This is a genomic window from Arthrobacter sp. UYEF3, from assembly GCF_040546245.1.
Lineage (GTDB): Bacteria > Actinomycetota > Actinomycetes > Actinomycetales > Micrococcaceae > Arthrobacter.
This window is the reverse complement of record NZ_JBEPNK010000002.1, coordinates 127,141-146,680: the sequence shown is the minus strand read 5'-3', so window position 1 is coordinate 146,680 and position 19,540 is coordinate 127,141. Positions and strand designations below refer to the sequence as shown.

At 67.6% G+C, this 19,540-nt stretch carries 18 protein-coding genes; 6 read left to right on the top strand and 12 right to left on the bottom strand.

What is annotated here, in order from left to right; genetic code table 11:
- Window positions 1-46: 46 nt before the first annotated feature.
- The 9 genes from ABIB14_RS02130 to ABIB14_RS02090 form a co-directional block, all read right to left on the bottom strand.
- The gene (locus tag ABIB14_RS02130) at window positions 47-1,978 is read right to left on the bottom strand and encodes an ABC transporter ATP-binding protein (protein WP_354233850.1); all 1,932 of its coding nucleotides are present in this window, start codon (window positions 1,976-1,978) and stop codon (window positions 47-49) included.
- Window positions 1,979-2,073: 95 nt separating this feature from the next.
- Window positions 2,074-3,807, bottom strand: a complete 1,734-nt coding sequence (locus tag ABIB14_RS02125; RefSeq protein ID WP_354233711.1) for an ABC transporter ATP-binding protein — start codon at window positions 3,805-3,807, stop codon at window positions 2,074-2,076.
- 198 nt (window positions 3,808-4,005) lie between these two features.
- Window positions 4,006-6,048: an MFS transporter gene (locus ABIB14_RS02120; protein WP_354233849.1), complete on the bottom strand. Its 2,043-nt coding sequence runs from the start codon at window positions 6,046-6,048 to the stop codon at window positions 4,006-4,008.
- Between the two features lie 79 nt (window positions 6,049-6,127).
- Complete coding sequence (locus ABIB14_RS02115; protein ID WP_354233709.1) at window positions 6,128-6,613, bottom strand: MarR family winged helix-turn-helix transcriptional regulator; 486 nt, start codon at window positions 6,611-6,613, stop codon at window positions 6,128-6,130.
- A 147-nt stretch (window positions 6,614-6,760) separates the two neighbouring features.
- Complete coding sequence (locus tag ABIB14_RS02110; protein WP_354233707.1) at window positions 6,761-8,425, bottom strand: thiamine pyrophosphate-binding protein; 1,665 nt, start codon at window positions 8,423-8,425, stop codon at window positions 6,761-6,763.
- Complete coding sequence (speB, locus tag ABIB14_RS02105) at window positions 8,422-9,486, bottom strand: agmatinase (protein ID WP_354233705.1); 1,065 nt, start codon at window positions 9,484-9,486, stop codon at window positions 8,422-8,424. The genes ABIB14_RS02110 and speB overlap by 4 nt, the downstream gene beginning before the upstream one ends.
- Window positions 9,487-9,616: 130 nt before the next feature.
- Complete coding sequence (locus ABIB14_RS02100; protein ID WP_354233703.1) at window positions 9,617-11,029, bottom strand: ammonium transporter; 1,413 nt, start codon at window positions 11,027-11,029, stop codon at window positions 9,617-9,619.
- 231 nt (window positions 11,030-11,260) lie between these two features.
- Window positions 11,261-11,836, bottom strand: a complete 576-nt coding sequence (locus ABIB14_RS02095; protein WP_354233701.1) for a helix-turn-helix domain-containing protein — start codon at window positions 11,834-11,836, stop codon at window positions 11,261-11,263.
- A gap of 177 nt (window positions 11,837-12,013) precedes the next feature.
- Window positions 12,014-12,247, bottom strand: a complete 234-nt coding sequence (locus ABIB14_RS02090; RefSeq protein WP_354233700.1) for a hypothetical protein — start codon at window positions 12,245-12,247, stop codon at window positions 12,014-12,016.
- Between the two features lie 300 nt (window positions 12,248-12,547).
- Here ABIB14_RS02090 and ABIB14_RS02085 point away from each other — a divergent pair, with 300 nt between their 5' ends.
- Together ABIB14_RS02085 and ABIB14_RS02080 are read left to right on the top strand one after the other, a co-directional pair.
- Window positions 12,548-13,699: a VIT1/CCC1 transporter family protein gene (locus ABIB14_RS02085; protein WP_354233698.1), complete on the top strand. Its 1,152-nt coding sequence runs from the start codon at window positions 12,548-12,550 to the stop codon at window positions 13,697-13,699.
- On the top strand, window positions 13,699-14,634 hold the full coding sequence (locus tag ABIB14_RS02080) for a matrixin family metalloprotease (protein WP_354233696.1): 936 nt from the start codon (window positions 13,699-13,701) through the stop codon (window positions 14,632-14,634). Before ABIB14_RS02085 ends, ABIB14_RS02080 begins: the two co-directional genes overlap by 1 nt.
- A 30-nt stretch (window positions 14,635-14,664) precedes the next feature.
- On the opposite strand, the gene ABIB14_RS02075 is transcribed toward ABIB14_RS02080, so the two are convergent.
- Window positions 14,665-15,798 carry an LOG family protein gene (locus tag ABIB14_RS02075; protein ID WP_354233694.1) on the bottom strand — a complete coding sequence of 378 codons (1,134 nt, stop codon included), beginning with the start codon at window positions 15,796-15,798 and terminating at the stop codon, window positions 14,665-14,667.
- Window positions 15,795-16,265, bottom strand: a complete 471-nt coding sequence (locus ABIB14_RS02070) for an SRPBCC family protein (protein WP_354233692.1) — start codon at window positions 16,263-16,265, stop codon at window positions 15,795-15,797. Before ABIB14_RS02070 ends, ABIB14_RS02075 begins: the two co-directional genes overlap by 4 nt.
- Window positions 16,266-16,318: 53 nt before the next feature.
- Here ABIB14_RS02070 and ABIB14_RS02065 point away from each other — a divergent pair, with 53 nt between their 5' ends.
- The 4 genes from ABIB14_RS02065 to ABIB14_RS02050 all read left to right on the top strand — a co-directional run bounded on the left by ABIB14_RS02065 (window position 16,319) and on the right by ABIB14_RS02050 (window position 18,545).
- The gene (locus tag ABIB14_RS02065) at window positions 16,319-16,966 is read left to right on the top strand and encodes a gamma-glutamyl-gamma-aminobutyrate hydrolase family protein (protein ID WP_354233690.1); all 648 of its coding nucleotides are present in this window, start codon (window positions 16,319-16,321) and stop codon (window positions 16,964-16,966) included.
- A gap of 127 nt (window positions 16,967-17,093) precedes the next feature.
- On the top strand, window positions 17,094-17,543 hold the full coding sequence (locus ABIB14_RS02060; RefSeq protein ID WP_354233688.1) for a MarR family winged helix-turn-helix transcriptional regulator: 450 nt from the start codon (window positions 17,094-17,096) through the stop codon (window positions 17,541-17,543).
- Between the two features lie 163 nt (window positions 17,544-17,706).
- Window positions 17,707-18,066, top strand: a complete 360-nt coding sequence (locus tag ABIB14_RS02055; RefSeq protein ID WP_354233848.1) for an ArsR/SmtB family transcription factor — start codon at window positions 17,707-17,709, stop codon at window positions 18,064-18,066.
- Entirely contained in the window at window positions 18,063-18,545 is a 483-nt protein-coding gene (locus tag ABIB14_RS02050) for an SRPBCC family protein (RefSeq protein WP_354233687.1), read from the top strand. The genes ABIB14_RS02055 and ABIB14_RS02050 overlap by 4 nt, the downstream gene beginning before the upstream one ends.
- Before the next feature lie 80 nt (window positions 18,546-18,625).
- On the opposite strand, the gene sucD is transcribed toward ABIB14_RS02050, so the two are convergent.
- Window positions 18,626-19,528, bottom strand: coding sequence for a succinate--CoA ligase subunit alpha (gene sucD / locus ABIB14_RS02045; protein ID WP_354233685.1), 903 nt, complete (start codon window positions 19,526-19,528; stop codon window positions 18,626-18,628).
- Window positions 19,529-19,540: the final 12 nt, after the last annotated feature.

Below are 19,540 nucleotides of genomic sequence, written 5' to 3'. Positions count from 1 at the left end.
GACTCCTGGGCCGCCAACCCCGACCCGTCGGCCGCCCCGGCGGCGCTCAGCTGTGCACCGCCGTCGACTCGTCCACGACGGTGGCTTCGGCGTCCTCGCCGGCGAACTGGGACATGTACAGGCGGTAATAGGCACCCTGGAGTTCCAGCAGTTCCGCATGCCGGCCCTGTTCGACGATCCGTCCGGCCTCCATCACGAGGATGGTGTCAGCATCCCGGATGGTGGAGAGCCGGTGGGCAATCACGAAGCTGGTCCGCTCGGTGCGCAGCGCGGCCATGGCCTTCTGGACCAGGGCCTCGGTGCGGGTGTCCACCGAGCTGGTGGCCTCGTCCAGGATCAGCAGCGAGGGGTTCGCCACGAAGGCGCGGGCGATCGTGATTAGCTGCTTCTCACCGGCGCTGACGTTGTTGCCTTCCTCATCGATGACGGTGTCATAACCCTCGGGCAGTGCGCGGACGAAGCGGTCCACGAAGGTGGCCTTCGCCGCCGCCATGATCTGCTCCTCGGTGGCGTCCAGCTTGCCGTAGCGGATGTTCTCGTAAATCGTGCCGCCGAACAGCCAGGCGTCCTGCAGAACCATGCCCACCTTGGACCGCAGTTCCGCGCGGCTGAGCCGGGTGATGTCGACCCCGTCGAGGGTGATGCTGCCGGAATTGAGTTCGTAGAAGCGCATTACGAGGTTCACCAGCGTGGTCTTGCCGGCGCCGGTCGGCCCGACGATTGCCACCGTGTGCCCGGGCTCGGCGTTGAAGGACAGGTCCTCGATCAGCGGCTTGTCCGGGGAGTAACTGAAGCTGACGTGCCGGAACCCGACGTGCCCGTCGGTCTTGGCCGGGAGGTGCTCGGTGGCGGTCTCGGCGTCCTGTTCGTCGGCGTCGAGGAACTCGAACACCCGCTCGGCGGAGGCCACGCCGGACTGCAGCATGTTGGCCATCCCGGCCATCTGCCCCAGCGGCTGGGTGAACTCGCGCGAGTACTGGATGAACGCCGTCGCGTCGCCGAGGCTCATCCCGCCGGAGGCCACCCGCAGGCCGCCCACAACGGCGATCCCCACGTAGCTGAGGTAGGAGACAAACTGCATGACCGGCATGATCATGCCGGAGACGAACTGGGCGCCGAAGCTGGCCTTGTAGAGCTCTTCGTTCCGCTCGTCGAAGCGTGCCAGCATGTCGGCGTCGCGGCCGAAGACACGGACCAGGTCGTGGCCGGAGAAGGATTCCTCGATCTGGCCGTTGAGCTCGCCGGTGTTCTTCCACTGCGCGGCGAAGAGCTTCTGGCTGCGCGCGCCAATCATGCCGGCGGCCACGCCGGAGAGCGGCAGGGCGATCAGGGCGATGAGCGCCAGCTGCCAGGACACGATGAACATCATGATGACGATGCCGATCACGGTCAGGGCGGAGTTCACCAGTTGCGCGAAGGCCTGCTGCAGCGCCTGCTGGATGTTGTCGACGTCGTTGGTGACGCGGGAGAGGATGTCGCCGCGCTGGCGGGTGTCGAAGTAGTTCAGCGGAAGCTTGTTGAGCTTCTTCTCGGTGTCATCACGCAGCCTGCGCACCACCCGCATGACCAGCACGTTCAGGACATAGCCCTGCAGCCACAGGAAGATGTTGGCGAAGAAGTACATCACCAGCACCACGCTGATCAGGAAAGCAAGCTTCTGGAAGTCGATACCCAGGCCGGGGACAACGTCCATCCGGGCCAGCATGTCCGCGAAGTTGTGCTGCCCCTGGGAGCGTAGTCCGGCGATGAACTGGTCCTTGGTAGCGCCGGCGGGCAACTGCTTGCCGACCACTCCCCCGAAGATCACATCCATCGCCTGGCCCAGGATGCGCGGCGCAACCACGTTGAGGACGACGGCGACCGTCACCAGCGCCAGCACGGCGGCGATGCCGGCGCGCTCGGGTTTCAGCAGACCCATCAGCCGTTTGGCCGAGGGCCAGAAGTGCTGGGCCTTCTTCGCCGGCACAGCGCCGAACATGCCGCCGTCCGCCTCGCCCGGGACGAACTCCTCCTCGTGGAAATCGTCCTCGGCTGCCTCGGCCGGGGCCCCGTGGCTGAGCTTTTCGTTGATGCTCACGCGATTGCCTCCGCGGTCAGCTGGGATTCGACAATTTCCAGGTAGGTGGCGGAGCTCGCCAGGAGCTCCTCGTGGGTTCCACGGTCCACGATCCGGCCGTTATCCAGCACCAGGATCTGATCCGCATCCGCAATGGTGGAGACGCGCTGGCCCACGATGATCACCGTGGCGTCCGCGGTCTTGGCCTTCAGAGCCTTCCGGAGCCGGGCGTCGGTGGCGACGTCCAGGGCCGAGAAAGAGTCGTCAAACAGGAAGACCTTGGGTTCAGTTACGAGCGCCCGGGCAATGCACAGCCGCTGGCGCTGGCCGCCTGAGACGTTGGTGCCGCCCTGCGAGATCCGGGCACCGAGTCCGTCCTTCTTCTCCCGGACAAAGTCGGCGGCCTGGGCCACGGTGAGGGCGTCCCAGAGTTCCTCGTCGCCGGCTTCCGGCTTGCCGAAGCGCAGGTTGTGCTCGATGGTCCCGGAGAACAGGTACGGCCGCTGCGGCACCATTGCGACGCGCCCGGTGATCTCGGTGCGGTCAAGCTGGGTGACCGGGACGCCGTCGAGCAGCACCTCGCCGGAGGCGGCGTCGAAGAGCCGCGGCAGCAGCGCCAGCAGCGTGGTTTTGCCCGCACCGGTGGACCCGATGATCGCCACGGTCTGGCCGGGTTCGGCGGTGAAGCTGATACCGCTCAGCACGGGCGCCTCGGCGCCCGGGTAGGCGAAGGAGACGTTCCGGAACTCCACCCGGCCCGCTTTCGCGGCGGGGGCGATTGGGGTGAGCGGCTCGTGGATGGACGGTTCGACGTCGAGCACCTCGCCGATCCGGTCCGCGCAGACCGACGCGCGGGGGATCATCATGGCCATGAACGTGCCCATCATGACCGCCATCAGGATCTGCAGCAGGTACTGCAGGAAGGCCGTCAACGACCCCACCTGCATGTCCCCGGCGTCCACGCGCTGGCCGCCGAACCACAGCACGGCGGCGGTGGACACGTGCAGGATCATGCCGATCGCGGGGAACATCAGCACAAACAGCGCGCCGATCTTCAGCGACACGTCGGTGAGTTCCTTGTTGGCCGCGCCGAAGCGCTGCGCTTCGTGCGGCTCGCGGACGAAGGCCCGGACGACGCGGATGCCGATGATCTGCTCGCGCAGGATGCCGTTGAGCCGATCGATCTTCGTCTGCATGGAGCGGAAAAGCGGCATCAGGCGGACCACAAGGTAGCCGACCACGACCACCAGGACCGGGACGGAGACCCAGACCAGCCAGGACAGGTTGAGGTCCTCGCGGATGGCCATGACGATGCCGCCAATGCACATAATGGGGGTGGCCACCATGAAGTTCAGCCCCATCAGCATCAGCATCTGGACCTGCTGGACATCGTTGGTGCCGCGGGTGATCAGCGTCGGGGCGCCGAAGACGTTGACGTCGCGGGCGGAGAAGCTGCTGACCTTGCGAAACACGCCCCGGCGCAGGTCCCGGCCGAAGGCCATCGCCGCCTTGGAGCCGAAGTAGACGCCGGCCACGGCGGTGACCACCTGAATCAGGGCGACTCCGAGCATCAGCCCGCCGGTGCGCCAGATGTAGTCCGTGTCGCCACGGGAGACTCCCACATCGATGATCTGGGCGTTGAGGCTGGGCAGGTAGAGGGCCGCGATGGTGGAGGCCAACTGGAAGACGACGACGGCCGCAATATACGGCAGGTACGGCTTGGAATAGCGCCGTATGAGGGTGACAAGCATGCCCACAGGTCCTTAGCAAGGGTTCATGAAACGCCGAAAGGGAATTCGCAAAAGTCGAATAAGGAAAGTATCAGCAGCTGGGGCAGACAGCCTTAGCCGTCCTACTCTACGGAATCCTTGGACAGCTGAAAAGCGGCCCCGAGACTCCCCTGGTGGGGAGTCTCGGGGCCGCATCACAGAATTGCTTCGAGCGGTGGCTTATTCGCCGCGGTGCCGGCCGTGGGTGGCGATGTAGTCGGCGGCCGCGCGCTGCAGCTTGCGTTCCTTCGCCAACTGGCGGCGAAGGGTGGTCAGCTGGTCACTGACCCGGGCTTGCTCGGCGGCAATCGCGCGCTGTTCCACAGCCTGCTCGTGGACGGCGCGGAGTGCATCCGCCAGCTGGACCTGCTGCTCGGCGAGCAACCGCTGGGTCTGCAGCAGCAGGGGCACGACGTCGGAGTGGTCGGCGCGAGCCTCGGCCACCAGGGTCCTGGCCCGGAGCCGGGCGCCTTCACGCTCCGCCCTGGCCTCGCCGCCGCCGTTTTGGGGGTCGTCCGTGCCCGGCCGGGCAGCCTCCGGGAAGTGGGATCCGTTGGCCCGCTGCCGGGTGAGGACCTCGAGGAATTCGCGGTCCAAGTCGACGATGCCGGTGGCGGGAGCGCCGGAATCCGAGGTGCGGCCGGAGGCGATGACGGCGTGGGCGGCTGCCCCGGCGTCGACGTCGGCACCGGAACCGGTGACCGCAGCCGAGGCAGCAGCCTCGGGCTGGAGGTCCACGGTGCGGCGCAGCGGCTTTTCCTTGATGAGGAGCACCGCAACCAGGGCCACGATGCCGATGATCGCTGAAATCATGAAGATCTCGGCCGTCGCGTCGCCATAGGCGGCACGCATGATGTCACGGATCTGCGGCGGCAGGTCCTTGAGGTCCAGGCTGCCCCCGCCGGAGCCACCCGTAACCGGAATACCGGCGGCGGCCAGTCCCTGGTTGGCGAGCTCCTTGACCCGGTTGCCCAGGACGGCGCCCAGCACCGAGACGCCGATGGCGCCGCCGACGGAGCGGAAGAACGCTACCGAGGCGCTGGCGGTGCCGATGTCCGTAGCCCGGACGGTGTTCTGCACGGCCAACACGAGGTTCTGCATCAGCAGGCCAAGCCCCAGGCCCAGCACGGCGGTGTAGAGGCCGGTCAGCCAGAGCTCGGTGGTGTGGTCGATGGTGCCGGCGAGGCCCAGGCCGCCGACCAGCAGGACGGAGCCGGCAACCAGGTAGCGCTTCCACTTGCCGGTGCGGCTGATCAGCTGGCCGGAGAGCACCGAGCCGATCAGGTTGCCGGCAATCATGGGCAGCGTCAGCAGGCCGGCTTCGGTGGGGCTGGCGCCGCGGGCCACCTGGAAGTACTGGCCAAGGAACGCGGAGGAGCCGAACATGCCGACGCCGACGGCCACCGAGGCCAGGATGGAGAGCGCGGTGGTGCGCTCCGAGATGATCTTGAGCGGAATGATGGGCTGGGACACGCGGGATTCCACGACCACCAGCATGGCGAGGAGGACAATGCCGCCGCCGACCATCGCGACCGTCTGCCAGGACCACCAGCCGTAGTAGTCCGGGTTGCCGGCGAAGGAAACCCAGATCAGCAGGAGGCTGACGCCGGACGTCAGGAGGATGGAGCCCAGCCAGTCGATCTTGGCCGGACGCTTCACGTGCGGCAGCTTCAGGGTGATCTGCAGCAGGATGAGGGCGATGACGGCCAGCGGCACGCAGACGAAGAAGGTCCAGCGCCAGCCGAGCGGGCTGTCGACAATGAAGCCGCCCAGGAGCGGGCCGCCGGCGGTGCCGACGGCCATCACGGCACCCATGTAGCCGGAGTACTTGCCGCGGTCACGCGGCGGGATCATCGAGCCCATGATGGCCTGGGCCAATGCCGTAAGGCCGCCCATCGCGACACCCTGGATGACGCGGGCCGTGAGCAGGAACGGGATTGTCTGCGAGAACCCGGCCATCACGGAGCCAGCAACGAAGATCACGATGCTCAACTGCACCAGTAGCTTCTTGTCGAACAGGTCCGCCAGCTTGCCCCAGATCGGGGTGGTGGCGGCGTTGGCCAGCAGCGCGGCCGTGATGACCCAGGCGAAGTCCGTCTGGGTGCCCTTGAGCTCCGACATGATGGTCGGCAGCGCGTTGGCCACGATGGTGCTGCTGATGATGGCGGTGAAGAACGCGGCCAGCAGGCCGGTCAGCGCCTCCATGATCTGGCGGTGACTCATGACCACCTGGGGTGCTGGATGCGAGTGCGGGGTGGGTGCCGGGGACGGCCCGGCGGCGGCAGCGTGGCTGGCCATGGATTTACTCCTCAACGAAGGTGGACGTGTTAGTGGATCCGGCCGTCTTTGCCCGGGCTGAACTCCATAGGGATTCAGCTAGTTTCTTCAGGTTACGGGCGGTCGCCTCGACGTCGTCCTCGCTCCAGTCCTGCAGGAACCCCTGCAGGGTGGTGGCGCGCTGCGCCTCGATCGAGCGGAGTTTCTCCGCCCCGGACGGGGAGAGCACAATCAGCTGGGCCCGGCCGTCCTCAGGATCGGGACGACGCACTACGTAGCCCTGTCCTGCCAGCTCCGCAAGGTGCCGGCTCAGCACGGGTGCACTGACGCCGAGCCGTTCGGCAAGCTGCGTGGCCCGGGTTTCACCCTCCCCCACAAAGCGCAGCACGCCCTGGAGCGCCACCCCGGTATCGTCGCCGCGGAGGTTGGCCGCGGAAACGCACCGGACGGCGCGCTGAAGATCGAAGATTTGATTGACCAGCTGGGCTGCAGCGGTCGATGCGACTGTCATGCGTGGAAGCCCCTTTATTGTTTGCCCTAAGCAACAATACCTCAAATTGATTACTTTGGGAAACTAAGAAGGTTCCCAGGGGCCTTCAGACGTCAGGCCCCGCATCCGGTGGATGCGGGGCCTGGCGGGTGCGTGCTGGCGGGGCGCTTAGCCGTCCAGGTGCGTCGGGGCAAACATCTTCAGCAGGGTTTCGACGACGACGACGTTGGGGCCGTCCGCGGCGAAGGATGCTTTGAGTGCGTCCCCCACGTCCCCGGGGGCCACCCGGACAGCCGGGACGCCGAAGGCCTCGGCCAGTTTCACGAAGTCGGGGCGCGCCAGCTCGGTGGCCGTGGCCTGGCCGAAGGCCCCCACCATGTACTCGCGCAGGATCCCGTAGCCGCCGTCGTCGACGATCAGCCATGTGACCGGGACGTTGTGCTGCTTCGCGGTGGCCAGCTCGGAGATGGAGTACATCGCTGAACCGTCACCGGACACCGCGAGCACCCGCGCCGAAGCGCCGGACTTGCCCGTGGTTTCCAGGCCGACGGCGCCGCCGATCGCCGCGGGGAAGCCGAAGCCCAGCCCGCCGGCGCCCTGCGCCGAGTGGAACTGGCCCTCACGGGCGTCCCAGCAGCTCCATGCCCAGTAGGAGGAGATCGTCATGTCCCAGAACGTCTGCATCTGGGCGGGAACAGCCTCGCGGATGTCGGCCATGAACTTTAGCTCCTTGCCGAGGTCCTGGGCTTCCAGCCGGGCCCTGATCTTGGCCAGGGTGTCCTTGACCAGGTCCGCAGGTGAGCTGCCGTGCCAGTCCGAGCGCTCCGCGTGCGGAGCCGTCAGGGCGTCGTCGAGGGCAGCGAGCGCCTGGCCGGCGTCGGCCCGGATGCCGAGGCCGGGACGGTTGGACTCGAGAACGCGCGGTTCGGCGTCGATCTGGATGATCCGGCCGCGGGGTGCGAAGGTGAAGTAGTTCGAGGTGACCTCGCCCAGCGACGAGCCGATGACGACCAGCACGTCGGCGTCCTCGAGCAGCTCGGTCGTGTACTGGTCCTCGATCCAGGACTGCAGCGACAGCTCGTGGTCCCAGGGGAACGCACCGTTGCCGCCGGGGGTGCAGATCACCGGTGCGCGCAGCTTTTCCGCGATGGAGAGCAGGGACTTTTCCGCCCGGCCGCGACGGGTGCCGCCGCCGGCGATGATGGCGGGGCGCTTCGCCTCCGAGAGCCACTTCACGGCTTCACGGACCAGCTCCACCCGCGGCGGGTTGTCCGCGGCTTCGGCGAGCGCGTCCTCCACCGGTGGCACCATGATGGGATCCAGCAGGACGTTTTGCGGGATTTCGAGCCACACCGGGCCCTGCGGCGAGGAAATCGCCTCGGTCCAGGCGTCCTGGATGGCCGAGGGGATGCCGGAGGCGTGCTGGATCAGGCGCTGGCTCTTGGTCACGTTGGCGGCCGAGGCCTTCTGGTCGTCGAGTTGATGCAGCATGCCCTTGCGGCGCGCGCCGAGGCCTTCGAGCGGGATCTGGCTTGCCACCACCACCATCGGAACCCCGGTGGCATAGGCCTCCTGCAGCCCGGCCAGGGAGGTCAGGGCGCCAGGACCGGTGGACAGGAAGAGGACGCCGACTTCGCCGGTGGCACGCGAGTACCCGTCGGCGGCGAAGGCCGAGTTGTTCTCCACCCGGGAAGAGACGAAGTGCAGCTTCCCGCGGCCCATCGCGTCGAACAGTCCCAGCGCGTGCTGGCCGGGGATGCCAAAGACGGTTTTGGCACCGAGCGCTTCGAGGGTTTCAACGACGAGGTCCCCGCCGTTGCGCACGCCGGTCACTTGGTGGCCGCCGCGGAGAAGCCGGCCGGACGGCGGGATTCCTGGCCCAGCGACTGCGCGGCGTAGCCGTTTGCCGCGCCGACCCGGTCGCCTTCGACGGCCCGGTCCGCCATCAGGGTGAGAAGTTCATAGGCGACATGGCTCGCCGCCACACCGGTGATGTCCGCGTGGTCGTACGCGGGGGCGACCTCGACGACGTCGGCCCCCACCAGATTCATGCCGCGGAAGCCGCGGATAATTTCGAGCAGCTCGCGGCTGGTGATGCCGCCGGCCTCCGGGGTTCCGGTGCCCGGCGCGTGCGCGGGATCCAGCACGTCGATGTCTACCGAGATGTAGAGCGGGCGGTTGCCGATCCGGTCGCGGACTTTGGCGACCGTCTCGAGCACGCCCTGGTAGTACACGTCGGCGGAAGTGACGATGCCGAAGCCGAAGCGGTGGTCGTCATCGAGGTCCTTCTTGCCGTAGAGCGGACCACGGGTGCCGATGTGGCTGATCGCCTCGGTATCCAGGATGCCTTCCTCGACGGCGCGGCGGAACGGTGTGCCGTGGGTGTATTCGGCGCCGAAGTAGGTGTCCCAGGTGTCCAGATGGGCGTCGAAGTGAAGCATCGCGACGGGCTGGCCCGCGCGTTCGGCCGCGGCGCGCAGCAGGGGCAGCGCGATGGTGTGGTCGCCGCCCAGGGTCAACAGCTTGCTGCCGGACGCGGTCAGGTCCAGCGCGTTCTGCTGGATGGTCTCGATGGCCTCGTGGATGTTGAACGGGTTGACGGCCATGTCCCCGGCGTCGGCGACCTGGATGTTCTCGAAGGGGCTGACGTCCCAGGCCGGGTTGTACGGGCGCAGCAGCCGGCTGGCCTCCCGGACGTGGTTGGACCCGAAGCGCGCTCCCGGCCGGTACGACACGCCCGAGTCGAAGGGGACGCCGACCACCGTGACGTCAGCCCTTGCGACCTGGTCCAGCCGCGGCAGGCGCGCGTAGGTGGCGGCTCCCGCATAGCGCGGAATACGGGAGGAATCGATGGGTCCAAGGTGGCCGTTGGCTTCGATGCGCAGCTCTTCCACGAGAGGCGTCTCCTTCGGGGGTCGTCAGGCGGGTGTGACTGCCATCATACACTCGAAGTTTTGTATTGCGCATCAAATGTTTACCTTTTCGTCGGTGGCGGACGCCGCCCTTGGGCGCCCGCCCCGAACCTCAGCTCAAGGCCCGGCCTGCTACCGGTTCGTTGGCTACCGGGCTTTCCATCCTGGTTACGTCGGCCTCCCCCGAGGCAAACGCGGCGTGCGGATCCCCCGGGTGGAAGCTGCCGCCCACCATCAAAAGCTCGTAGGCGGTTTCCGCATGCTCGGTCACGTCGATGCCGGAGTGCTCGTCGGCCTCGGACACCCTCATGCCCATGGTCTTGTGGATCCCGAAGCCGATCAAGGTAGTCATCAGGGCGCTCCAGACGGTGACGATCAGCGCGGTCAGCAGCTGCGGCCAGAACTGGGACAAGCCGCCGCCGTGGAACAGGCCGCCTTCGGTCCTGGCGGAAGGAAGCGCGAAGAATCCCAGGGACAGCGTCCCCCACAGTCCGCCCACGAAGTGCACGGCGACGACGTCGAGGGAGTCATCCAGTCCGATCTTGAACTTCAGCCCGACCGCCAAGGCGCAGACCACTCCCGCCACGACACCGATCAGAATGGCGCCGACGGGGTCCACGAACCCGCATGCCGGAGTGACCGCCACCAGTCCCGCCACGGCACCCGAGGCCGCGCCCAGGGAGGTGGCGTGCCCGTCCCGGAGCCGCTCGACGAACAGCCAGCCGAGCAGCGCGGCGCTCGTTGCCAGCAGCGTGTTGGTCCAGGCCAGGCCGGCCGTGGCGTCCGCCGCGAGCTCCGACCCTGCGTTGAATCCGAACCAGCCGAACCACAGCAGCCCCGCCCCGAGCATCACGAACGGCATGTTGTGCGGGCGGATGTTCGGATCTTTCATGAAGCCGAGCCGTTTGCCCAGGAGCACCGCGAGCATCAGGCCTGCCATGCCGGCGTTCATGTGCACGACGGTTCCGCCGGCGAAGTCGAGGGCGGAGATTTTGCTGCCGATGATCCCGGTGGGGCCGAAAATTCCGCCGCCCCAGACCCAGTGGGCGATCGGCGCGTAGACGAGCGTCACCCACAAGGCGGCAAAGAGCAGCCACGGCCCGAACCGGACGCGCTCGGCGACGGCGCCGCTGATGAGTGCGACGGTGATGATGGCAAACGTCGCCTGGAAGCCGATGAACACCATGTCCGGCAGCCCGGCAGCCTTGCTGCCGATGCTGCTGGTCAGCCCGCTCAAGCCGAAGTTGGCGAACGGGTCACCGATGAGGCCGCTGAGCGAGTCGGGGCCGAACGCCAGGCCGTAGCCCCACAAGGCCCAGACCACGGCAACGACCCCCATGGCGCCGAAGCTCATCATCATGATGTTCAGGACCGATTTCATCCGCACCAGTCCGCCGTAGAAAAAGGCGAGACCGGGGGTCATCAAAAGGACGAGGGCGGATGCTGCCAGCATCCACGCCGTCGCACCAGGATCGAGCGCCTGGGGATCTACATCCATTGATAGTGCAAGCACAGAGAAGTTCATTGCCGGAGCCTTCCTCGAATGCCGGCGCTCCAAAGGCGCCGGAACGGCGAGACCTTGTGGACGGCGTATGCCTGCAGCGAGTTACACGCCTCCCGCAGACGACGCTACCGAGGGGATGTTTCAGCAAGGCATTTCCATTTTTTCGCCGAGGTTACGCGGGAGGCGCGAACGTAAATTCGTTGTTTCCACCATGTAAACGGCATGTGACCGAGGGCTCTTCGAAGCCGGGAGCTACCGGCTTGCGGCGGGGACCAGCACCCAGAGCACCTCAACAGGGCTGTCGGTAGGGTTGATCCAGGTGTGCGGCTCACGGCCGGGAAACGTCACCGTATCGCCGGCTTCCAACTCAAATTCCTCATTGGTGAGGATCAGCCGGATGCTGCCGTTGATCACGTGCAGGACGTCGACGTCGCAGTCGACGGCGTACAGCTCGGATTCGCCGCGGCCGCGGGGTTCGATCACGGCCTGGATGATCTGGACGCGGCGCTCGGAACGCGCCGTCAGCAGCCGCTCGACGATCCCTTCTCCGCCGAGCGAAATCCGCGGACCCTCACCGTTCTTGGTGTGGTGAGTTTCCGGCGCGGCAAACAGCTCGCCGATTGAGATGGAGAGGACCTGGCACAGCGTCACCAGCGAGCTCACGGAGGGCGAGGTGAGATCCCGCTCAACCCGGCTCAGGAAACCCTTGGTCAGGCCGGTGGCGTCCGCGACCTGTTCGATGGTGAGCCGCTGCGACTGCCGGGCGGCACGGATCCGGGACCCGATGGCAACCGGAACGTTGCTCGGTTCAACGGGAAGAGCCTTCATAAGGGAACCTTTCACGGCCGGCCGTGCGGCCCCAGCATTGGAGCCAATCCTAACCGGAGACAGGCAGCCGGGCGCTTGAAGGGAAACGAGTCGTCTTAACCGCACGACGGCGGCGCCTCTCATTCGGGGGGGGGGGGCGCCGCCGTCGTGGTGTCCGGCCACCTGCACGGGCGCCACCTATTCTCCTTCTTCCGGTTCGCGGAACTCATCCGCGTCGCGGGGCACGATCGATTGCTCGTCGCCGAGCAAATCCTCCGCCTCAAGCGGAACGAGCCGGCCGGCCTCTTCCAGCACCTCCTGGTCCACGCTTTCGGCGTCCCCGACCGGGGCATCGTCAGCGAAGTCATAGGCGGGATCCGACTCTACGGAGTCCCTGCCCGGCTGGCCGGCCTGTGATTCGGTGTTGTCCATGGTGCAACCTCCGTGCGCTCGGGTTGCGGCAGTTCCTTGCCAGCCTCCCGGACCCAATGCCCGCGCCTGGAAACGGCCGGGCGGGCCTGCCGGAGAACCCGCCCTGGCCTTCATTCGAACACCGCGCGCGGGAGGCGGTCAAGGGCCGTCCCGGCCGGCCGACGGCGGCCTTCCCCGCCGCGCCTTTAAGGGCCGCCTAAACTTTCCAGTGAGGATTGCCAGCCGGAAACCCGCGGAATTGCGGGGTACGCTGGAGTCGCAATGGGGCCGAACCATGCCCGCTCAAGCCCAGGAGATTTCGTGTCGCAGCACGCCCCGTTCGACCCCACCAATCCTCACCAGGCACCCGGTGCGAGCCACGCCGCAGGGTCGCCCGCGAGCGCCGCAGACATTAATCGGTGGCGGCAATACCTCGCCGACGAACGGGCCGAGGCCCGCGTCTACCGCGACCTTGCGCAGAACCGCGACGGTGAGGAACGGGACATCCTGCTGGCACTGGCCGAAGCCGAGGGACGCCACGAGGCACACTGGCTTCAGCTGCTCGGTGAACGAGCCGGCCGGCCGCGGCCCGCCTCGCTCCGCAGCCAGCTCCTCGGCTTCCTGGCCCGGCATTTCGGCTCCGTTTTTGTCCTGGCCCTGGCACAGCGCGCGGAGAGCCGCTCGCCGTACGCCAGCGACCCCTCCGCCACCCCGGCGATGGTCGCCGACGAGCAGATCCACGAGGAAGTGGTCCGCGGGCTCGCGACCCGGGGCCGCAACCGGCTGGCCGGGAGTTTCCGCGCCGCAGTCTTCGGCGCAAACGACGGCCTGGTCAGCAATCTCTCCCTTGTCATGGGCATGGCTGCCTCCGGCGTCGGCAGCTCAGTGGTCCTTTTCAGCGGCGTGGCAGGCCTGTTGGCCGGCGCGCTGTCGATGGGGGCCGGCGAGTTCATTTCCGTAAGGTCGCAGCGGGAGTTGCTGGCCGCTACCCGCCCCACCCAGATCACGCTCGCGGCCGCGCCGTTGCTGGACATCGAGCACAATGAACTCTTGCTCGTCTACTTGGCCCGCGGCATGTCGCGCGAGGCGGCCGAACACCGTGTCGCGGAACGGATGGGGCTGCTGGACTGCGACTGCGACCCGAGCCTGTCCCTGCGTCCGGAGCTTCCCGAGACCAAGGACCAGCACGAGGCCGTCGGCACAGCGTGGAGCGCCGCTGCGTCGAGCTTCTGCTTCTTCGCCTCCGGTGCGATCGTGCCGATCGTTCCCTTCCTGTTCGGGGTGACCGGGATCGCCGCGCTGGTGGTTTCCGCCGCGCTGGTGGGGATCGCGCTGCTGCTGACCGGCGGCGTCGTGGGCCTGCTCTCCGGCACCTCCCCCGCCAGCCGCGGGCTCCGCCAATTGGCCATCGGGATGGGTGCGGCCGCTGTCACGTACGTGCTCGGCCTGGCATTCGGCGCGGTGGTCGCCTAGTGCACGATCCCGGCCTCAGGGACCGCAACGGGCGCCGCAACCGTGGCCGCGGCTCCTTCCGGGTCCTCCGGAACTCTGCGGCCATAGTCCTGATTGCCGGGGCCGCGTTCCTGACTGCCGGGCTGGTTTACGGCGATCCCCGTTTTGTCGGACTGTTCGAGTTCGACGGCGGACCCGACGCCAGGCCGCCCGTCGGGGCGGCGGACCAGCCGACGGGCAGTCCGGCGGACCGACAGGCCGGCGCCTCCGCCGAACCGGCACATTTGGCCGTTCCGACCCCGGGGTTCGAAGAGCAGGACCGGCCTATCGGCCGGCCGCGGAAGCCTACGTCCGCGAGCAGCTCCTACAAGTTCCTGGCAACCAACGCCGACGGCGGCCCCGTGGGCTATTCGCCGTGCCGGCCCCTGCACTACGTGGTCAATTCCGCGCTGGCGCCCCGGGGCGGCGGGCAACTGGTCGAAGACGCGATCAAGACCGTGTCCGAGGCGACCGGGATCAAGTTCATCAACGACGGCCCCACCACTGAGCTCCCGTCACAGTCCCGCGCACCGTACCAGAAGGAAGCCTACGGCGATCGCTGGGCTCCCCTGCTCATCGCCTGGGTGACGCCGGAACAGGCCCCGCAGCTCAAGGGCCCCGTGATCGGGACCGGCGGCAGCACCCACTTCAGCTTCGGCGACGGACCCAAGAGTTTCGTCACCGGGAGCCTGGAACTCGACGCGCCGCAGATCGCCGGGAGCCTGGACCGCGGGGACAGCTCCGCCTACGCGACGGCCGTGATCCTGCACGAGCTGGGTCACGTGATGGGCCTGGAACACGTCGACGACCCGACGCAGCTGATGTATCCGGAGATCGGAGCGCCGGACGGGCTGGCCGCCGGCGACCTGAACGGTCTGTACGAACTGGGCACTGCCCCGTGCCGCACGGACCTCTAAAACCCCTAGAACCCTAACGATCTAGAACCCCTAGCGATCCAGGACAGTGAGGGCTTCCTCGACGCTGTCCACCAGGAAGATCCGCTCCTCCATCCGCCGGCCGGCCGCAAGGCTCTGCAGCAGCGGCCAGGCCGGGAACCTGCGCAGCCAGTGTTCCTTGCCCACCAGCACCATGGGCGTGATGGTCTCCGGGGCTCCGTAGTAGTTTTCGCAGGCGTCCTGGAAAATCTCCTGCACCGTGCCGCCGGAGCCCGGCAGGAATATTATCCCGCCGTCGCACAGCTCGACCAGGATCGCCTCGCGGATGGCGTTGGCGAAGTACTTGGCGATGTGCGTGGCGAAGTAATTGGGCGGCTCGTGGCCGTAGAACCAGGTGGGAATGCCCAGCGACGGAGTGCCGTCCGGATGGCGTTCGACGACGGCCGCCGCGGCCCGCGCCCACGCCGACACTGAAGGCCGAAAACCGGGTACGGCGGCGAGGTCACTCAGGGCCCGCTGGAAGTCAACCTCATCCGTCACACTGAGGTAGGCGCCCACATTGGCGGCCTCCATGGTTCCGGGGCCGCCGCCGGTGGCGACCGTCCGGCCATTCCGCGCCAACAGCCGGCCCAGCAGGGCCGCCTCGGTGTAGGCCTCCGTGCCGCGGCTCGCGGCGTGCCCGCCCATCACGCCCACCATGGTGCGGCCACGGCATAGCTCGGAGCGGGTCAGTTCTTCGAGCGCGTCACCGATCGAGTGGTCGTGCAGGGCTGCCGCGAGCGTGGCGTCCAGCCGGCGCCGCTGGCCGGGGCGGATGCTCCACTGGTAGATCTTGGCATCCAGGGTGTCCTCGTACCGGGTGTTGGCAATGCCGGCGTAGAGCTCCTGCGGCGTGTAGAGCCGGCCGCGGTAGGGGTTGAACGGGACGGCACCCATTTTGGGAAAGATGAGTGCGCCGCGGCCGCGCAGCGAATCCTCCACGCCGTCGTCAAAGCTGCAGCCGAGGAAAATCGCACCCGTTACATCAAAGGACTCCAGCGGCCGGCGGCGGCCACGGAGATCCAGCGACTGGAGGTGCCAGCCGTGCATGGACCGCGCCCCGCCGGCGACCAGCCGGTCGAAGCTGTCGAGGCTCTCGACTTCCAGGGTGCGCGGACTCGAGCGCAGGCTGCGGGCAGCGCTCATTCGACGCGACGGCCCGTGCTCCCGAGGTAGGAGTCGAGCTTGGCCAAAGTCTGCTCCAGATTGGCAGGATGCCGGCGCAGGTAGCCGGCCAGGCGCAGGAAGACCTTGCCGCGGACCTGCCGCGCGTCCCACTGCTCGGTGACCAGGGTGCCCGGCCGGCCGCCGGCGTCAGTGGAGGGCTCCAGCAGGTAACGCCACACATGGCCGTAGAAATGGCGCCAGGCGATCCGGCGGCCTTCCTCGAACTCGCAGACACTGTTGAGGATCTTGTAGTCCACGCCGATCTTCATCTCCATGCCGAACCTGGCGCCCGGACCGAGCCGTTCGGGGCCGCGTGGCTGCGCGGCCTTGACCGTGTCGGAGCCGTCGATCACGTTGTGCAGGGCCGGCGTGGCGAGCACCTCGAAGATGGTTTCCGGGGTGGCCGGGATGAAGCGGCTGCGGGACACGAGATACCTGTTGTTCATCCGGCAATCCTAGCCCTGCGTCCTGAAGCCGGAGCCGTCATGCAGAATGAGTCATGCAGACTCTCTCACGGCCCTCCGGCGGCCGCCCCCGCATCGGCATCCCGGTCCGGCTCAGCAGTTCCGCGGGCGCCGATCCGCGGGTGGGCAAGGCCAATGCGCTCTTCGGTTACATCGTCGACCTGCTGCGCGAGGGTGGTGCCGACCCTGTGCTGCTCACGGCCGCCGAGCAGCTGGAGCTGCTCGACGGCGTCGTGTTGCCCGGCGGCGGCGCCCTGTTCCAGGACATGGTTCCCGGCGCCGTGGCGCACCGCGTGCCCGCGTCCGTCCAGGATGGCGGGCCCTGGGCGTGGCACGAGGTGGGCATCGCGGCGGGGTCGAAGGTGGCAGGGCTGTACGGGGCCGCGGTGTCCGGCGCTGCCGCCGCGGTGACGGTCAAAATCGCGTCCGGCCATCACCAGGCCGTGGCCCGAGTTGCCGACGGACTCATCGTGACCGCGACGGCGCACGACGGTACCGTGGAGGCGTTGGAAGACCCGGTTCGCTGGGTGGCCTCGGTGCAGTGGCACCCGGAGGCCCGCGAACTCCCCGCCGAGGCGCGTCTGGCCCCGTTCCGAGCCTTCGTGGAGGTCTGCCGGCACCGTCCAGCCACCCGCCAGAGCCGCTGCAGCTCAAAACTGTACGGAGAGATTTTGAAAGCGTAGGCTAGTAGTTGCAGACGCTTTGTTTCTTTTTTGCACACGCAGCTATGCCGTGCAAACAATTACTTTGTGGGCCGACCGCCTGCTGCTATCCGGGGAACGGCGGCCCGAGCTGGAAGGAACTCTACAGATGGGCATCAAGGACGACGCCGTCGAAGTCCGGGCTCAAGGCTGGCGGACCCTGGCGGCGCTGCACGGGCTGATCGAAGCGGACCTGGAGCGCTCACTGCAGGCCGAAGCACAGCTCTCGGTGGTGGAGTACACGGTGCTGGACGCACTGAGCCGGCAGGACGGCTGGCACATGCGGATGCAGCAGCTGGCCCGCGCCACCGCCCTGAGCCCCAGCGCCACCACGCGCCTGGTCAACCGGCTCGAGCAGCGTTGCCTGCTGACCCGCATCCTGTGTGCCGACGACCGCCGCGGCATCTACACCGAGCTCACGCCGGGCGGGATCGCCCTGCTGGTACACGCCCGGCCGGTCCACGACCAGGCACTGGAGCGCGCACTGGCCCAGGCGCAGGACGTTCCGGAGCTCGCACCCTTGGTGGACGCGCTCCCCCGGCTGCACGCGGGCGTCTGAGCGGCGGCCCCAGCCACTCACAGGGGGGGGCACCGGGCGGGCATCGGGCCGCGCACGCTGACCCTTGCCAGCTGCCCGTTGTCGGGCGTACGGTTAAACAACCACCAAGTTGATCAACCACTTTGTTGACAAAGGGACCGGCCGGACTTTGGAGCCTGACGCTGTGGCCAACGACGACGACGAACTCGACACCGCATTCCTGGCGCTGGCCGATCCCGTCCGCCGCCGCATCATCGCCCGGCTCAGCCGGGGCCCTGCCACGGTCAACGAATTGGCTGAACCCTTCGCGATCACCAAGCAGGCGGTTTCGAAGCACATCCAGGTCCTCGAGCAGGCGGGGCTCGTCACGCGCACGCGCGACGCCCAGCGCCGGCCCGTCCACCTGAACCCCGCACGGCTGGAGGCGCTCACCGCCTGGATCGACCAGTTCAGGCTGGTCCGCGAGGGGCAGTTCCGTAGCCTCGACGCCGTGCTCACATCCCAGGCCGCTGTTCGCGGCACCCAGGCAAAGGACTCATCATGAGCAACGCCCTAAAAATCTCTGCCCCGGAAGGCTTGCCCTTCATCGACTTTGAGCGTGAGTTCGACTTTCCCGTGGCCGACGTCTTTCGCGCCCACCAGGAACCCGACCTCGTCGCCCAGTGGCTGGGCCCTCGGCGGGTCACCATGGACGTCGACCACTACGACTTCCGCACCGGCGGAAGCTACCGCTACACGCACACCGGGCCGGACGGCGTCGCCCACCAGTTCAACGGAGTCTTCCACGCGGTGCGGGAAAACGACTTCGCGGTCCAGACCTTCGAGTACGGTGGCTACCCGGATGTGGTGAGCATCGAGTTCCTCACCTTCCATGACCTCGGCGGCGGCCGCACCCGGCTGACGGCGCATGCCGTCTATCCCAGCATGGCGGCCCGTGACGGCATGGCACAGTCCGGGATGGAAGGCGGCGCTACCGAAGGGTACGAACGACTCGAGGAACTGCTGGCCGGGACGAAGGTTTAGGGAACAATGCTTACGACGGCGGCAGGCCACCTCCCCCATGGGTGGTGGCCTGCCGCCGTCGTTTAGTGCAGCTGTGGAGCTTAGAGTGCGGCGTAGACTTCGCGCAGCAGCGTGGCGGTCTCGGACGGCGTCTTGCCGACCTTGACACCGGCAGCCTCGAGGGCTTCCTTCTTGGCCTGCGCGGTGCCGGCGGAACCGGAAACAATGGCTCCGGCGTGGCCCATGGTCTTGCCTTCCGGGGCGGTGAAGCCGGCGACGTAGCCGACCACCGGCTTGGTGACGTGGGCCTTGATGTAGTCGGCGGCACGCTCCTCGGCATCGCCGCCGATTTCGCCGATCATTACGATCGCCTTCGTCTCCGGGTCGGCCTCGAACGCTTCGAGCGCATCGATGTGGGTGGTGCCGATGACCGGGTCGCCGCCGATGCCGATGGCGGTGGAGAAGCCCAGGTCACGCAGTTCGTACATCATCTGGTAGGTCAGGGTGCCCGACTTGGAAACCAGGCCGATGGGGCCCTTGCCCGTGATGTTTGCCGGGGTGATGCCGACCAGGGCCTCGCCCGGGGTGATGATGCCGGGGCAGTTCGGTCCGATGATGCGGGTGACCTGCTTGCCGGCGGCGTCGACCTTGGACTGGGCCAGCGCCCAGAACTCGGCGGAGTCCTGGACCGGCACGCCCTCAGTGATAACGACGACCAGGCCGATGCCGGCCTCGATGGCTTCGACGACGGCGTCTTTGGTGAAGGCCGGCGGCACGAAAACGATGGAGACGTCGGCGCCGGTCTCGGCCATGGCTTCCTTGACGGTGCCAAAGACGGTGATTTCCGTCTCGCCGTGGACGACCGTGGTACCGGCCTTACGGGCGTTGACGCCGCCCACCATGTTGGTGCCGGCCTTGAGCATGAGTGCGGTGTGCTTGGTGCCTTCGCCGCCGGTGATGCCCTGGACGATGACCTTGGAGTCCTTGTTCAGATAAATAGACATAGTCGGGTCCTT

Bases quoted from the DNA above. Each gene is read 5' to 3' on its own strand.
- ABIB14_RS02100 (WP_354233703.1), bottom strand. From the start codon at position 11,029: ATGAACTTCTCTGTGCTTGCACTATCAATGGATGTAGATCCCCAGGCG.
- ABIB14_RS02070 (WP_354233692.1), bottom strand. From the start codon at position 16,265: ATGAACAACAGGTATCTCGTGTCCCGCAGCCGCTTCATCCCGGCCACC.
- ABIB14_RS02130 (WP_354233850.1), bottom strand. From the start codon at position 1,978: ATGTTCGGCGCTGTGCCGGCGAAGAAGGCCCAGCACTTCTGGCCCTCG.
- ABIB14_RS02120 (WP_354233849.1), bottom strand. From the start codon at position 6,048: ATGAGTCACCGCCAGATCATGGAGGCGCTGACCGGCCTGCTGGCCGCG.
- ABIB14_RS02115 (WP_354233709.1), bottom strand. From the start codon at position 6,613: ATGACAGTCGCATCGACCGCTGCAGCCCAGCTGGTCAATCAAATCTTC.
- ABIB14_RS02125 (WP_354233711.1), bottom strand. From the start codon at position 3,807: ATGCTTGTCACCCTCATACGGCGCTATTCCAAGCCGTACCTGCCGTAT.
- ABIB14_RS02060 (WP_354233688.1), top strand. From the start codon at position 17,094: ATGGGCATCAAGGACGACGCCGTCGAAGTCCGGGCTCAAGGCTGGCGG.
- ABIB14_RS02075 (WP_354233694.1), bottom strand. From the start codon at position 15,798: ATGAGCGCTGCCCGCAGCCTGCGCTCGAGTCCGCGCACCCTGGAAGTC.
- sucD (WP_354233685.1), bottom strand. From the start codon at position 19,528: ATGTCTATTTATCTGAACAAGGACTCCAAGGTCATCGTCCAGGGCATC.
- ABIB14_RS02065 (WP_354233690.1), top strand. From the start codon at position 16,319: ATGCAGACTCTCTCACGGCCCTCCGGCGGCCGCCCCCGCATCGGCATC.
- ABIB14_RS02090 (WP_354233700.1), bottom strand. From the start codon at position 12,247: ATGGACAACACCGAATCACAGGCCGGCCAGCCGGGCAGGGACTCCGTA.
- ABIB14_RS02095 (WP_354233701.1), bottom strand. From the start codon at position 11,836: ATGAAGGCTCTTCCCGTTGAACCGAGCAACGTTCCGGTTGCCATCGGG.
- ABIB14_RS02050 (WP_354233687.1), top strand. From the start codon at position 18,063: ATGAGCAACGCCCTAAAAATCTCTGCCCCGGAAGGCTTGCCCTTCATC.